Source organism: Arthrobacter sp. NQ7 (assembly GCF_029581595.2).
GTDB lineage: Bacteria > Actinomycetota > Actinomycetes > Actinomycetales > Micrococcaceae > Arthrobacter > Arthrobacter phenanthrenivorans_B.
The window spans coordinates 1-13542 of record NZ_JARFXU020000034.1 but is presented as its reverse complement, the minus strand read 5'-3'; the positions used below and the strand labels follow the sequence as shown (position 1 = coordinate 13542).

The window sequence follows — 13542 nt, the reverse complement described above, 5'->3', positions numbered from 1 at the left end:
TCAGCCCAGCAGGCCCGGAACCACCAGGAGTGCGGTGGGCAGCGCCAGCAGCAGGACGGACCCTGCCAGGACGGCGCTGCGGATGGCGGCCGGGAGCTGGGGCTGCGGCGTCAGGAGCCGGCTGACCCGCGTTGCCGCTGTCCGGACGGCATCGGAGCCCGGGCCGCCCGAAGCGGCCTCGAGCCCGGACAGGGCCAGGCTGGGGGAGGAGGGCCGGATGTCGCCGCCGCCCGTACCCGCCGAACCGCTGGCAACAATGGCGATGGCCTTGATGAGGGTCGCTTTGCTCTCGGTCCGGAGGGCCACGTCATCGGCCAGCATCTCGATCAGCGAGTTGACCGATTCCTGGGCGAGCCGGGTGGTGGGCAGCCAGGGGAGTGCCTGGCGCCAGGCGGCGAAGGCCCAAAGCAGCAGGTGGTGCCGCTGGCTCAAATGCGCATTCTCGTGAATCAGCACGGCACGCAGTTCGGCCGGTTCCAGGGCCGCCATCAGGCCGTCGGAGAGGACCGTCACCGAGCGGGCGCCGCCCGGGAGGCAGTAGGCAACGGGGGAGTCATGGCTGATGACCAGGGTTCCCGCGTCCTGGCCGGACGGTGATGCCAGGAGCGCCAGCAGTTCGCGGTGCCGGCGCCGCTGCCGCTGGATCTTGTAGTAGGTCAGCAGCAGCGTGAAGACCAGGTGGGCCGTGAGCAGGGCTGCCGCGGAGAGGGCGAAGATGTGCCAGAATCCCAGGGCCGTGGTGGGCGCATTGAAAAGCACCATGCCGGCCAGGGCGCGGAGCCCCGCGATGAGGTTGTCACCGATGGGTTCCAGGCCGTACACCAGCATGGCGCCGATCATGGACAATCCACCCGCGAGGGCGATGGCCTGCCACAGCAGCATCGCGGTGAACGGCGACCTGGCAGGCCATTGCGCCCGTGAGAGCAGGACCGGCACCGGCCAGGCCAGGATGATCGCCAGGACCGCCAGCAGGTACGAGGCCCAGAACATGGTGGGCTAGAGGTGACCCAGCAGTTTGCGCAGCGTCTCGGCTTCACCTTCGGACACTGACCCGATGAAGCGGGCCAGGACGGCCTCGCGGTCGGGTGCCGAGCCGAGGACCTCATGCATGAGTTCGGCGGTATGGTCCGCGCGGCTGGACACTGCCTGGTAGCGGTGCGGGCGCGTTCCACGCTCGCGCTCCACGAGGCCCTTCTTTTCCAGACGGGAGAGAACGGTCAGTACCGTTGTGACGGCCAGTTCCTTGCCTTCATGGCCCGGCCCGCCCTGCGCCGCCGACGTACGCGCCAGCTGGTCACGCAGGGTATTTGCCGTAGCCGCTTCCTGGCCCGCCCAGAGCAGATCCATCACTGCCCGTTCCAGTTCACCAAGACTAGCCATTGCACTTTTCCTTTATTTCCCCGCACCGGACGCTGATTGCGCCGGTGACATCACGCGGTGTTCAACTACACAACAAATCTACCCCGAAACCGGCCAACCTTCTACACCGGGTAGAACATGTGGCGCGTCGGGCGCTGCCGCGCCATCCTTATGAAAGGGGCTGGTTTTCGCCCACGGGACCTCTTGTTCTACACTTTGTAGAAGTTAGAGTTCTACGGGTTGTAGAAGAACTGCATTGGCTCACAGTAGGGACCGCCATGGACGCCTTGGAAATCGCACGCTGGCAATTCGGCATCACCACCGTCTACCACTTCATGATGGTGCCGCTGACCATCGGCCTGGGCCTGGTGGTGGCGGTCATCCAGACCGCCTGGTACCGCACCGGCAAGCCCGAATACCTGCGCATGACCAAGTTCTGGGGAAAGCTGTTCCTCATCAACTTCATCATGGGCGTGGCCACCGGCATCGTGCAGGAATTCCAGTTCGGCATGGCCTGGAGCGAATACAGCCGCTTCGTGGGCGATGTCTTTGGTGCTCCGCTGGCCCTCGAGGCCCTCCTGGCCTTCTTTGTCGAATCAACGTTCCTGGGTCTGTGGATCTTCGGCTGGAAGCAGCTCAAGCCCGCCATCCACCTCGCCTGCCTTTGGGTGGCCGTCATTGGATCGGCGCTCTCCGCCTACTTCATCATCGTGGCGAACAGCTGGATGCAGCACCCGGTAGGCGTGGAAATGATCAACGGCCGGCCGGTGATGACTGATGCCTGGGCCGTCTTCACCAACAACACCGCCCTGGTGGCAGTCCCGCACACCCTGTTCGGCGCCCTCGCCGTGGCCGGCGGCTTCCTGCTCGGCATCGCCTGGTACCACCTGTGGCGGAGGCGGCACGACGGCGTCGACACGGTGGGTGCCGAGGGCCGGGTCATCCCCGGTGAAGACGTTCGCATCCCGGGGCGCGACCGGGTGGACCACAGCGTGTGGATCCGGTCCCTGCGGATCGGCGCCGTGGTGGCCATGATCTCCTTCGCCGGCACCGCGGTGACCGGCGACCTGCAGGGCAAGCTCATGTTCCAGCAGCAGCCCATGAAGATGGCCGCCGCCGAAGCCGCCTGCCACGACGGCACCGGCTTCTCGGTCCTGAGCATCGGCAACGTGGGCTCCAGGAACTGCGACGACGTTGTGGCAGTGATCGAGGTCCCCGGCATCCTGTCCTTCCTTGCCAAGGGTGATTTCACCACCGAGGTCAAGGGCGTCAACAGCCTCCTGCCCGAGTACAAGGCCAACTACGGCACCAACCTGCCGGACAACCCCATCTACGGTGAACGCGCGGGCCAGGAAATCGAATACGTGCCCGTCATGGAGGTCACCTACTGGGGGTTCCGGATGATGATCGGGTTCGGCGGACTGGCCGCCCTGGCGGCCCTGGTGGCACTCTGGCTTACCCGCAAGGGCACCGTGCCGGAATCGCGGTGGCTGATGCGCCTGGCCGTCTTCGGGATCATGGCGCCCTTCGGTGCCAACGCTGCGGGCTGGATCTTCACCGAGATGGGCCGCCAGCCCTTCGTCGTGGCACCCAACCCGGATCCCAGCGGCATCGACCAGGTGTTCATGTTCACCGCAGCCGCCGTATCCCCGGGTGTGTCCGCAGGTGAACTCATCGCCTCGCTGGTGGCGTTGACCGCCGTGTACGCCGTCCTGCTGGTGGTCGAAGTGAAGCTGCTGGTGAAGTACGTCCGCGGCGGCGTGGTCTCCGCCATGCCCGAACTCGGCCACGCACCGGCGGACGAAAACGAGGACGAAACGCCGGGCTCCGGCGACACCAAACCCGCCGACGACGTCCTGGCCTTCGCCTACTAGCAGAGGAACAAACCAATGGAACTGCTTCCCACCATATGGTTCATCGCCATCGCGGTGCTGTGGACCGGCTACCTCTTCCTGGAGGGCTTCGACCTGGGCGTCGGAATGCTGATGAAACTCTTCGCCCGGAACAACACCGAGCGGCGGGTGCTGCTGAACACCATCGGACCCGTCTGGGACGGCAATGAAGTCTGGCTGCTGACGGCCGGCGGCGCCACGTTCGCGGCGTTCCCGCTCTGGTACGCGTCGCTGTTCTCCGCGCTCTACCTGCCGCTGCTGGTGGTCCTGCTGGCCCTGATCTTCCGTGCTGTGGCCTTCGAATACCGCGGCAAGGTGGACACGGACACGTGGCGGAACCGGTGGGACTGGGCCATTGCCTTGGGTTCCTTCTTCGCCGCCTTCGGCGTGGGCGCGGCACTGGCCCTCACCACCACCGGCCTGCCCTTGAATGCCAATGGCGACCGTGAAGGCGGCCCCATGGCCTGGTTCAGCGGCTACGCCCTCCTGGGCGGCGTGGCAGTGGTGGGCTTCTCGCTCCTGCACGCCCTCGCCTTCCTGGCCCTCAAGACGGACGGGGACGTGCGGCGCCGCGCCCGCCGATGGTTCGTGCGGCTCCTGCCGGTCCTGCTCCTGCCCATCGCGGCGTGGGCCCTCGCCATCCAATTCATGGACGGCAAGCCCTGGACCTGGGCCGCCGTCGTCCTGGCCGTTGCTGCCGCCGTCACCGCCTGGCTGCTGGCCCGCAATGGCTCCGAAGGCCGGTCCTTCCTGGCCCTGGGCGCCTTCCTGGTGCTGGGTACCGCATCCATCTTCGGGGCTGTGTTCCCGGTGGTGCTGCCCTCCACGCTGGACAGCACGTTTGACCTGACCATCTCCAACGCCTCCTCCTCGGATTACACGCTGGGACTGATGAGCATCGTGGCCGCCTTTGGGCTTCCCCTGGTGATCGCGTACCAGGCCTGGACCTACTGGGTGTTCCGCCGCCGCGTCAGCGCAGCGCACATCCCGGAAGCCCACAGCTTCCTCCCTGCGGTGGCCGCCAAGGCGTTCACCACCAAGGGCTGACATGCGGCCAACCTTCCCCGCCGGCCCGGCCACCCGTTCAGCCACCTACTGGCTGGGGTTCCTCGCCGCGCTCAAGGCCCTGTCCCTGGTCCTGATCGGCCAGGCCGTGGCCTCCGTCCTGGCCGGACTGGCGGCGGGCAACCCGGCCTGGGACGCGCAGCTGACCGCCGGACTCGCCGGCGTCGTGCTCCGCTCGCTGACTGTCTGGGGCCAAGCCGTGGCCGCCCGCAGGGCAGCCCTGGGAGTCAAGGAGGAACTCCGGGCGGAACTGCTGGAACGGGCACTGCGTACCGGCGTCCGGACTACCGGTCCCGGCGACGGTGGCCTGGCGGTCCTGGCAACCCGCGGCCTGGACGCGCTGGACAGCTACTACACCCAGTTCCTCCCGGCCCTGGTCAACTGTGCTGCCGTTCCGCTGTTGCTGGGGGCGCGGATCCTTTTCGCCGACTGGGTGAGTGCGGTGGTCATTGTGCTTACGGTGCCGCTGATCCCGGTGTTCATGGTGCTGATCGGCCGGCACACCGAGGACAGCGTCAGCCAGGCACAGGCTTCGCTGGCACGGCTGTCGGCGCATATGCTCGAGCTCGCCAAGGGCCTTCCCGTGCTGGTGGGGCTGGGCCGGGCAACTGCCCAGCGCAAGGCCCTTGAAGAGATCTCCGAGGAATACCGGTCACGCACCATGGGCACCCTGCGGACCGCCTTCCTGTCCGCGCTGGCCCTGGAACTCATCGCCACCATCTCCGTGGCCGTCGTGGCCGTCTTCATCGGAGTCAGGTTGGTCCACGGGGACATGCCGCTGGAAGCAGGCCTGCTGGCGCTCCTCCTGGCGCCGGACTGCTACCTGCCGCTGCGCGAGCTGGGCACCGCGCACCACGCCAGCGACGACGGCAGGGTGGCCCTTGCAGCAACCACCGCCGTCACTAATGCGCCGCACCCGGTGCCGCTGCCCGCCGCCAAGGCCGGCAGGCCGGGTGCTCCGCTTGAGGTCGCGGCACTCACGGTGACCTATGCCGGGCGGTCCACTGCCGCCGTCGGACCCCTGACTTTCACCGCGCCGCAGGACAGGATCACCGCCCTGGATGGCCCCAGCGGCGCCGGTAAAAGCACGGTCCTGGGCGTCCTGGCCGGGACCATCGGCGCCGGCGGCGGGACCGGCATCACCGGATCCATCCGCGGCCTGGACCGGCGCGGCGTGGCCTGGGTGCCGCAGCATCCCGTCATGGTGGCACCCACCGTCCTGGACGAGGTGCTGCTTTATCTCTCGCCGGACTCCAGCCACGGACCGGACCGGTTCGCCGCCGAAGAAGCCGCGCGCCGCTGCCTGGAACGGGCCGGTGCCGGGCACCTGGCCGGGAAGCACCAGGCCGAGCTGAGCCCGGGCGAACTGCGCCGGGTGGCCTTGGCGCGGGGGTTGGCAAGGATCGACGCCGGGGCCACGCTGCTGCTGCTCGACGAACCCACCGCCCACCTGGACGAGGCCTCCGCCGCCGTCGTGGAGGATGCCATCCGGCGGCTGCGCGGCCGGGTGACCGTGATCCTGGTGGCCCACAACCAGCGGACCCGGGACCTCGCGGACCAGCTGGTGCCGGTAGTGCCGGTGGTAGTGCCGGTGGTGGCGTCCGGCACAGTGGCGGCAGCGCAGCACGGCCGCAGCGTCGGCCTGCCCGCCGGCGCCGCATCCTCCACGGATGGCGGCAGCGATGACGCGGGCGTGCCCGAACGCGCCGCCAGCACCGAACGTGCCCCCGGCACTCCGTCTACGGGCACCCGGTCCGGGACCGGCACTGTCCGGCTCCTGGCCACGCTGCTGGGTCCGGTCCGCGGCAAGTTCGCGGCGGCAGCGTTCGTCGGCACCCTGGCGGCCGTCTTCGCCGTCGCGCTGTCCGGTCTGTCCGGCTGGCTCATCATCCGGGCCAGTGAGCAGCCGCCCATTCTCTACCTCCTGACCGCCATCGTCGGCGTCCGGTTCTTCGGCATCGGCCGGGCCGTATTCCGGTACTGGGAGCGGCTGCTGCTGCACGACGCCGTCTTCGCCGCGTTGACCCGCCTGCGCGGCCGGCTCTGGGAGTCCCTGAGCCGCCGCGCGCTGTCGTTGCGCCGGCTCCTGCAGGGCGGCAACGTCCTGGGCACCGTGATCGACGACGTCGACACGGTCCGTGACCTGCTGCCCCGCGTGGTCCTGCCGCCCTTCACGGCGCTCGCAGTGTCCGTCCTTGCCGTGGCCGCAACGGACGTCCTGGTCCCTGCCGCCGTTCCCGCTGTTTTGGCCGCCGTCGCGTGTGGCCTGCTGCTGGCGCCAGCCGCCGCGCTGTGGGGCGACCACAAGTCCGCCAGCGTGGAGCAGTCCCTGCGGTCCGGCGTCCTGCGCCGAGTCGCTGCGGCACTGGACGCACGCGCCGAACTGCACGCCAACGGGGTGGCACCCCTGGTGCTCGAAGCGCTGCTGGCGGAGGATCGCGGCGCCACCCGCGCCTCCCAGCGCTCTGCCTGGGCCGAGGGGCTGGGCCATGCCGTTGCCACCGCCGGCTGCGGCACCGCAGCCCTGGCCGCCGCTTGGCTGGCAGGTCCCGGGGTCCTGGGTGACCGGGTGGCGCCGGCCACTGCGGCGGTGGTGGTCCTCCTCCTGCTCGCGCTGGTGGAGCCCTTCGCGGCCATGACGACGGCGGTGCGCCAGTTCCCCGCACTCCGCGCCGTGATGCGCAAAGTGGGGGAGTCCGGTGCCCTTGACGGCGCTGCGTCCAGCGGCGCCGACGGGCCCGGCGGCCTGCAGCCTGTTCCGGGCCGTGACGGCGGCGTCCCCGGTGTAGAGCTGGTGGACCTGGCTGCGGCGTGGCCCGGGGGCGATCCGGTCTTCACCGGCCTGGAGGCCGTGGCGGAGCCCGGACGCTGGCTGGCGGTCACCGGTCCATCGGGGTCCGGAAAATCCACGCTGCTCTCCGTGCTCCTGGGCTTCCTGCCGCCGGCCGCGGGCCGTGCCATGGTCACCGGCCGGGCTGCATGGTGCCCGCAGGAGGCGCACCTGTTCGATTCCACGATCCGGGGAAACCTGCTGCTGGGCCGCCCGTCCCAAGCCAATGCCGTCCAGGCCAATGCGGGCCAGGCCACCGCCGGCCAAGCCAACGCGGGCCAAGCCGGGACGTCCCAGGCCGGGACGTCCGCCGATGGTGACTCAGCGGCCGGTGACAGCGAGCTCGAAGCCGTGCTGGCCGCCGTCGGGCTTAATCACCTGGTGGGCCGGTTGCCGGCGGGGCTGGACACCCGGATCGGCCCGGGCGGTGCTTTCCTCAGCGGCGGCGAGCGCCAGCGCCTGGCCGTGGCGCGGACCCTGCTGACCGGCGCCGAGGTGATTCTCCTGGATGAGCCCACGGCACACCTGGACGCGGAGGCCGCCGCCCTCATGCTGGCGGACCTGCGGGCGGGGCTGCGGGACCGCACCGTGGTCCTGGTGACCCACAACCCGGCGGACATCCACCCAGGCGACGCCCGGCTGGACCTTGGCATTTCCTCGGGCCGGCCGCGGGGACCGCTGGCACGTTCCCGGTAAATACTTGCCACCCGGGTGACGCTGCCCCTTCCCGCTGACGGCTTGCCTGCCGGCCCCGCGGGTCAGCAGCGCTAGCCGTTGACGTCGTGCAGGTGGTGGACCACGTCGTGGAGGAAGTACTGGGCGAGCGTCAGGACGGTGAACTCCGAGCCGTTGCTGCGCAGGCCGCGGCGTTCCCAGTCCTCCTCACGCACCCGGGCAAATGAGTCGGCGGCCTGGTGCCCTTCCGCTGCCAGTTCCGCGCCCACCACGGCGGGGTCGGCGTTGCCGTAGTCCTTCTCCTCCGCGGTGGCGTCCTGGTCCCAGTTGTCGAACCGGGCGTCGTCCGATTCCAGCATCAGGTTCAGCCGCTGGTCGAAAAGGGCGAAGACGTCCCGCACGTGGCAGGCGTACTCCAGCGCCGACCACGTGTGGTCGTTGGGGCGCTGCGCCACATCCGGCCGGCGCAGGACGGCCCGCCACCGGGGGAGCATGCTCTCGATGCTTCCCGGAACCGTCGCCGGAGTGACGGTGGAGGCGTCGAAGGAGCATTCCGGGCAGGGGCGGGACAGGACCCAGGTCCAGTCCTTCTCATCAGGCACGATAGGCATGGGAGCAGTCTAGTTCTCCGGGCCGTCCGTCCACGCCATGGCCGGACCCACCGCTTCCACCGCCTGCGAGAGCGGGACGCCGGAGCCGTCGCGGCGGCCGTGCTCCTGCGGCAGTGACCGTGCCACCCCCGCAGCCGAGGATGCCTTGGCCGGGCCATGCCCCGCCCACGCAAGCAGCAGCGTGTCCTCGCCCTTCAGGAACCGGTGCGACCGGACCCCTGCCGTGGCGCGGCCCTTCGCCGGGTATTCGGAGAAGGCCGTCACCTTGGCGGTGCCCGGAGCGGTGCCGGGGAGGGCGCCGTTGGTGCCGGCAATGGTGACCACGACGGCGGACTCGTCCTTGGGCTGGACGGCACCGAAGAAAATCACCTGGTCACCGGCGGCGAGTTTGATGCCCGCCATTCCGCCGGCGGTGCGTCCCTGGGGGCGCACCGCGGAGGCGGGGAACTTCAGCAGCTGCGCTTCGCGGGTGACAAACACCAGTTCGGCGTCGTCCTCACCGGCGGAAGCCACACCCACCACGGTGTCCTTGTCCTTGAGGGTGATGACTTCCCAGTCTTCCCGGTTCAGGGGGTAGTCAGGCTGGACGCGCTTCACCACGCCCTGGGCCGTGCCGATGGCCAGGACCTCATCCAGCCGCACGAAGGCCACCAGGGTCTCGCCCTTGACCAGGGTCAGGAATTCCTTTGCCGGAACACCCCCGGCCAGGTTGGGCAGGCCGGTCACCGGCGGCAGCACGGGCATGTCCATGACCTGCAGGCGGAGCATGCGTCCCAGTGAGGTGATGGCAGCGATCTCGCCCCGGGCCGAGGTCTTCACCACGGAGGTGTAGACGTCGTGCTTGCTGCGGGGACCCGCCTCGGCCAGCGGCTCCTGGTTGCTGGTGCGCGCCACCTGTCCGGATGCGGTGAGGATGGCCCAGCAGGGGTCGTCGGCGATTTCCAGGGCCAGCGGCGCGGCTTTGGCCTTCCTGCCGTTCGCTCCTGCAAGCTCCGCGGCAACGGTGGGGGAGACGGCCTCGGATTCCAGCAGTACCGTGCGGCGCGGGGTGCCGTGTTCCTCGGCGATGGCGCCCAGTTCGTCGGAGACCACCGTGCGGAGCAGTTCCTCGGAGTCCAGGATGGCCTGCAGTTCCGCGATCTCGCGGCGGAGCTCGTCCTGTTCCTTCTCGAGTTCGATCCGGGAGTACTTGGTGAGCTGGCGGAGCCGCAGTTCCAGGATGTAGTTGGCCTGGATCTCGGTGAGGTCGTAGATGGACATCAACCGCTCGCGGGCGGCGGCGGCCTCGTCCGATGACCGAATGATCTGGATGACCTCGTCGATGTCCACGATGGCGATGAGGAGGCCCTCCACCAGGTGCAGGCGGTCCTTCTTCTTGCCCAGGCGGAAGACGGTGCGGCGCCGGACCACGTTGATCCGGTGGTTGACGTACACGGACAGCAGGTCCACCAGGCCCAGCGTCTGCGGCTGGCCGTCCACCAGGGTGACGTTGTTGATGCCGAAGGAGTCCTCCATCGGCGTATAGCGGTAGAGCTGCTGCAGCACCGCGGTGGGGTTGAAGCCGTTCTTGAGCTCGATGACCAGCCGCAGCCCGTGCTTCCGGTCGGTCAGGTCCACGATGTCGCTGATGCCGGTCAGCTTCTTGGCGTTGACGGCATCCTTGATCTTTTCGATCACCTTTTCCGGGCCCACCATGTACGGCAGTTCCGTGACCACCAGTCCGGTGCGGCGCGCGGAGAGCTGTTCGATCTCCACCTTGGCCCTGGTCTTGAACGAGCCGCGGCCGGTGGCGTAGGCGTCGCGGATGCCGTCCAGGCCCACGATCCGGCCGCCGCTGGGCAGGTCCGGGCCCGGAACGAACCGCATAAGGTCATCCAGGGTGGCGTCCGGGTTGGCGATCAGGTGCCGGGCGGCGGAGATGACTTCCACCAGATTGTGCGGGGCCATGTTGGTGGCCATGCCGACGGCGATGCCCGTGGCGCCGTTGACCAGCAGGTTGGGGAAAGCGGCGGGAAGGACGTCCGGCTGGGTCAGCTGGTTGTCGTAGTTGGGGACGAAATCCACCACGTCTTCGTCGAGGTGGTTGGTGAGCGTGAGGGCGGCCGCCGCCAGCCGGGCCTCGGTGTACCGCGGTGCTGCCGGGCCGTCGTCGAGCGATCCGAAGTTGCCGTGCCCGTCGATCAGGGGCAGCCGCAGCGAGAAGTCCTGGGCCATGCGGACCATCGCGTCGTAGATGGCGGCGTCACCGTGCGGGTGCAGCTTGCCCATGACTTCGCCCACCACGCGCGCACTCTTGACGTGGCCCCGGTCCGGGCGCAGGCCCATGTCGCTCATCATGTACAGGATGCGGCGCTGTACCGGCTTCAGGCCGTCCCGGGCGTCAGGCAGGGCGCGGGAGTAGATCACCGAGTAGGCGTACTCCAGGAACGAACCCTGCATCTCGGACGTGACGTCGATATCGACGATGTTCTCCGTGTAGCTGTCGTCCGCGATGGGCGTTGAATTCTGGCGGCGGGCCATGGGTTTTGGTAAATCCTTCTGGGGTTACTGCGCAGCCTTGCAGGCGTGCTGCGATAGTTTGTGGCTAGGCTAAGCCTATGGTGGATCAGCCCGGGGACGGCGAATATCCGGAACATTGGGAAGCCGATGTCGTCCTGCGCGACGGCGGAACGGCGCACCTGCGGCCCATCCACCCCTCGGACGCGGACGCCGTCCAGGCCTTCCATACCGGGCAATCGCAGAATTCAATCTACATGCGCTTCTTCGCCTTCAAGGCCAGGTTGTCCGCCAAGGAGCTGAAGCGCTTCACGGAAGTGGACTACAAGGACCGGGTGGCGTTCGTCATCACCATCCACGACGAAATCATCGGCATCGGCCGCTACGACCGGCTGCCCGACCCCACCGAAGCCGAGGTCGCCTTCAACATCGCCGACGCCCACCAGGGCAGGGGCATTGGCTCCATCCTCCTGGAGCACCTTGCCGCCGCCGCCCACGAAAACGGGATCCGGAAGTTCACCGCGGAAGTCCTGCCGGAGAACCGCAAGATGCTGATGGTCTTCTCCGACGCCGGCTACGACGTCAAAAGGCATTTCGATGACGGCGTCGTGAGCCTCGAGTTCAACATCGACCCCACCGAAAAGTCGCGGGCCGTGATGGAATCCCGCGAGCACCGCGCCGAGGCGAGGAGCGTCCGGGAGCTGCTGGCGCCGTCGTCCGTTGCCGTCATCGGTGCCAGCCGCAAATGGGGCACCGTGGGCTACCAGCTGCTGGAACACATCATCGAAGGCGGCTTCCACGGCACCGTTTACGCCATCAACCCCGAGGCGCTGGAGCTGGCGGGCATGATGTCCTACGGCAAGCTCTCGGAGGTTCCCGAACCCGTGCAGCTGGCCATCGTCGCCGTGCCGTACGAGGAAGTCCCCGGCGTGGTGGCGGACTGCGCGGCGGCCGGCGTCAAGGGCGTGGTCATCGCCTCCGCGGGCTTTGCGGACGACGGCGAACGCGGGCTTTTGCGGCAGCGCGCCCTGGTGCGCCAGGCCAGGGCGAACGGGATGAGGGTGATTGGCCCGGCCTCGCTGGGTATTGCCAACACCCACCCGGATGTGTCCCTGAATGCCTCCATGGCGCCCACCATGCCGCTGCGCGGCAGCCTGGGCCTGTTCAGCCAGTCCGCCGCGATCGGCGTCGCGCTGTACGCCGCGTCCAGCCGGCGACGGCTGGGACTGTCCAGCCTCCTTTCCGCCGGCAACCGCGCGGACGTCTCCGGCAACGACATGATGCAGTACTGGGAGGACGACGCCGACACCTCCGCGGTGGGCCTGTACCTGGAATCGATCGGCAACCCCCGCAAGTTCTCCCGGATCGCCCGGCGCCTGGCGCGCACCAAGCCGGTCATCGTGGCCAAGTCGGACACCATGGGGCTGCGCCTTCCTCCCGGCCATGCCGTCCGGACCACCCAGGCGCCGGCCGGCGCGCTGGACGCGATGCTGCGCCAGTCGGGCGTCATCCGGGTGGAAACCATCGAACAGCTGGTGGACGTCGCGCAGGTGGTGTCAGGCCAGCCGCTTCCCGCCGGACCCGACGTCGCCGTCTTCAGCAACTCCCAGGCGCTGGGCAACGTGGTGGCGGACAGCGCCGTCGCGCACGGCCTGGGGGTGGCGCAGGTGGTCTCCGGACTCGACCTTGACGCCGGCCAGTCGGTGGCCTTGCCGGCGCTGCGGAAGGCCCTCCTGGACGCCCTCGCCTCGGACGCCGTGCACGCCGCCGTCGCCGCACTGCTCCCTGCCCGCGGCCTGACCGCCGACGCCGTGGCGCAGGTCCTGGCGGAATGTTCCGCCAGCGCGGGGAAGCCGGTGGTTGCCGCGTTCACCGGCATCCTGGACCCGGCCATCCACGTGGAGGGACTGGTGGGTGCCGATGGGTGCACCGTCCCCTGCTTCTCCAACCCCGGAGCCGCCGTCGCCGCGCTCGCGGCCGTGGTCCGCTACGCCGAGTGGGCCGCGCGCGACCAGGGACAGTTCGTGGAGCCGGCCGGGTGCGACCCCCGGCAGGCCGAGGCCGAACTCGACGCCCTGCTTCAAGACGTGAAGGGGGAGCAGCTCAAGCAGCTGGACCCCACGGCCGCTGCCTCCCTGCTGGGGCATTACGGCATTTCCGTCCTGCCCTCGGCGCCGTTCACCACCCCGGACGAGGCAGTGGCGGCAGCAGACTCGCTGGGCTGGCCCGTGGTGCTCAAGACCACCGACCCGGCCCTGCGGCACCGGCTTGACCTGGGCGGCGTGCGCCTTGGCATTGAGGATGCGGAGTCGCTGCGGCTCAACATCGAGCAGATGCGGCGGGCGCTCGCAGCCTACGGCAGCCCCGCGCTTGAGGTGCAGGCGATGGCGCCGGTGGGGCAGGCCTGTACCTTCCGGGCCATCGAGGATCCGTTGCTGGGCCCCGTTATTTCCTTCGGGCTGGCCGGGGATGCCGTCAACCTGCTGGATGACTGGGCACACCGGGTGCCGCCGCTCTCCGCGGCGGACGTGCACGACTTCATCCGGTCGCCCCGCGCCTCCCTCAAACTCTTCGGCTACCAGGGCCTGCCCGCCGTTGACGTGCAGGCCCTGGA

Annotated in this window: 8 protein-coding genes; 4 read left to right on the top strand and 4 right to left on the bottom strand. The window is 69.1% G+C overall.

Going from position 1 to position 13542, the window contains the following annotated elements:
- Together PUN71_RS21515 and PUN71_RS21510 are read right to left on the bottom strand one after the other, a co-directional pair.
- A complete protein-coding gene (locus PUN71_RS21515; protein ID WP_043449439.1) occupies positions 1–990 on the bottom strand; it encodes a M56 family metallopeptidase in 990 nt (329 codons plus the stop codon).
- A 6-nt stretch (positions 991–996) separates the two neighbouring features.
- Positions 997–1380, bottom strand: a complete 384-nt coding sequence (locus tag PUN71_RS21510; protein ID WP_018769682.1) for a BlaI/MecI/CopY family transcriptional regulator — start codon at positions 1378–1380, stop codon at positions 997–999.
- A 257-nt stretch (positions 1381–1637) separates the two neighbouring features.
- Here PUN71_RS21510 and PUN71_RS21505 point away from each other — a divergent pair, with 257 nt between their 5' ends.
- From PUN71_RS21505 to cydD, 3 genes are read left to right on the top strand one after another with little or no spacing between them, the layout of a single operon-like run.
- Complete coding sequence (locus PUN71_RS21505) at positions 1638–3233, top strand: cytochrome ubiquinol oxidase subunit I (protein WP_043449441.1); 1596 nt, start codon at positions 1638–1640, stop codon at positions 3231–3233.
- Between the two features lie 15 nt (positions 3234–3248).
- On the top strand, positions 3249–4298 hold the full coding sequence (gene cydB, locus PUN71_RS21500; protein ID WP_277800039.1) for a cytochrome d ubiquinol oxidase subunit II: 1050 nt from the start codon (positions 3249–3251) through the stop codon (positions 4296–4298).
- A gap of 1 nt (position 4299) precedes the next feature.
- Positions 4300–7842 (top strand): thiol reductant ABC exporter subunit CydD, encoded by a 3543-nt coding sequence (gene cydD, locus PUN71_RS21495; protein WP_277800038.1) that lies wholly within the window; start codon positions 4300–4302, stop codon positions 7840–7842.
- Positions 7843–7913: 71 nt separating this feature from the next.
- Here cydD and PUN71_RS21490 read toward each other — a convergent pair whose 3' ends face one another.
- Together PUN71_RS21490 and PUN71_RS21485 are read right to left on the bottom strand one after the other, a co-directional pair.
- Positions 7914–8432 carry a DinB family protein gene (locus tag PUN71_RS21490; protein WP_277800037.1) on the bottom strand — a complete coding sequence of 173 codons (519 nt, stop codon included), beginning with the start codon at positions 8430–8432 and terminating at the stop codon, positions 7914–7916.
- 9 nt (positions 8433–8441) lie between these two features.
- Positions 8442–10952: a DNA gyrase/topoisomerase IV subunit A gene (locus PUN71_RS21485; protein WP_277800036.1), complete on the bottom strand. Its 2511-nt coding sequence runs from the start codon at positions 10950–10952 to the stop codon at positions 8442–8444.
- 77 nt (positions 10953–11029) lie between these two features.
- Here PUN71_RS21485 and PUN71_RS21480 point away from each other — a divergent pair.
- Positions 11030–13542: bifunctional acetate--CoA ligase family protein/GNAT family N-acetyltransferase (locus PUN71_RS21480; protein ID WP_277800035.1), on the top strand; the 2513-nt coding region annotated here is incomplete at its 3' end.

What these genes read in the sequence shown, in the direction of transcription:
- PUN71_RS21515 (WP_043449439.1), bottom strand. Translation starts at nt 990, where the DNA reads ATGTTCTGGGCCTCGTACCTGCTGGCGGTCCTGGCGATCATCCTGGCC.
- PUN71_RS21510 (WP_018769682.1), bottom strand. Translation starts at nt 1,380, where the DNA reads ATGGCTAGTCTTGGTGAACTGGAACGGGCAGTGATGGATCTGCTCTGG.
- PUN71_RS21505 (WP_043449441.1), top strand. Translation starts at nt 1,638, where the DNA reads ATGGACGCCTTGGAAATCGCACGCTGGCAATTCGGCATCACCACCGTC.
- cydB (WP_277800039.1), top strand. Translation starts at nt 3,249, where the DNA reads ATGGAACTGCTTCCCACCATATGGTTCATCGCCATCGCGGTGCTGTGG.
- cydD (WP_277800038.1), top strand. Translation starts at nt 4,300, where the DNA reads ATGCGGCCAACCTTCCCCGCCGGCCCGGCCACCCGTTCAGCCACCTAC.
- PUN71_RS21490 (WP_277800037.1), bottom strand. Translation starts at nt 8,432, where the DNA reads ATGCCTATCGTGCCTGATGAGAAGGACTGGACCTGGGTCCTGTCCCGC.
- PUN71_RS21485 (WP_277800036.1), bottom strand. Translation starts at nt 10,952, where the DNA reads ATGGCCCGCCGCCAGAATTCAACGCCCATCGCGGACGACAGCTACACG.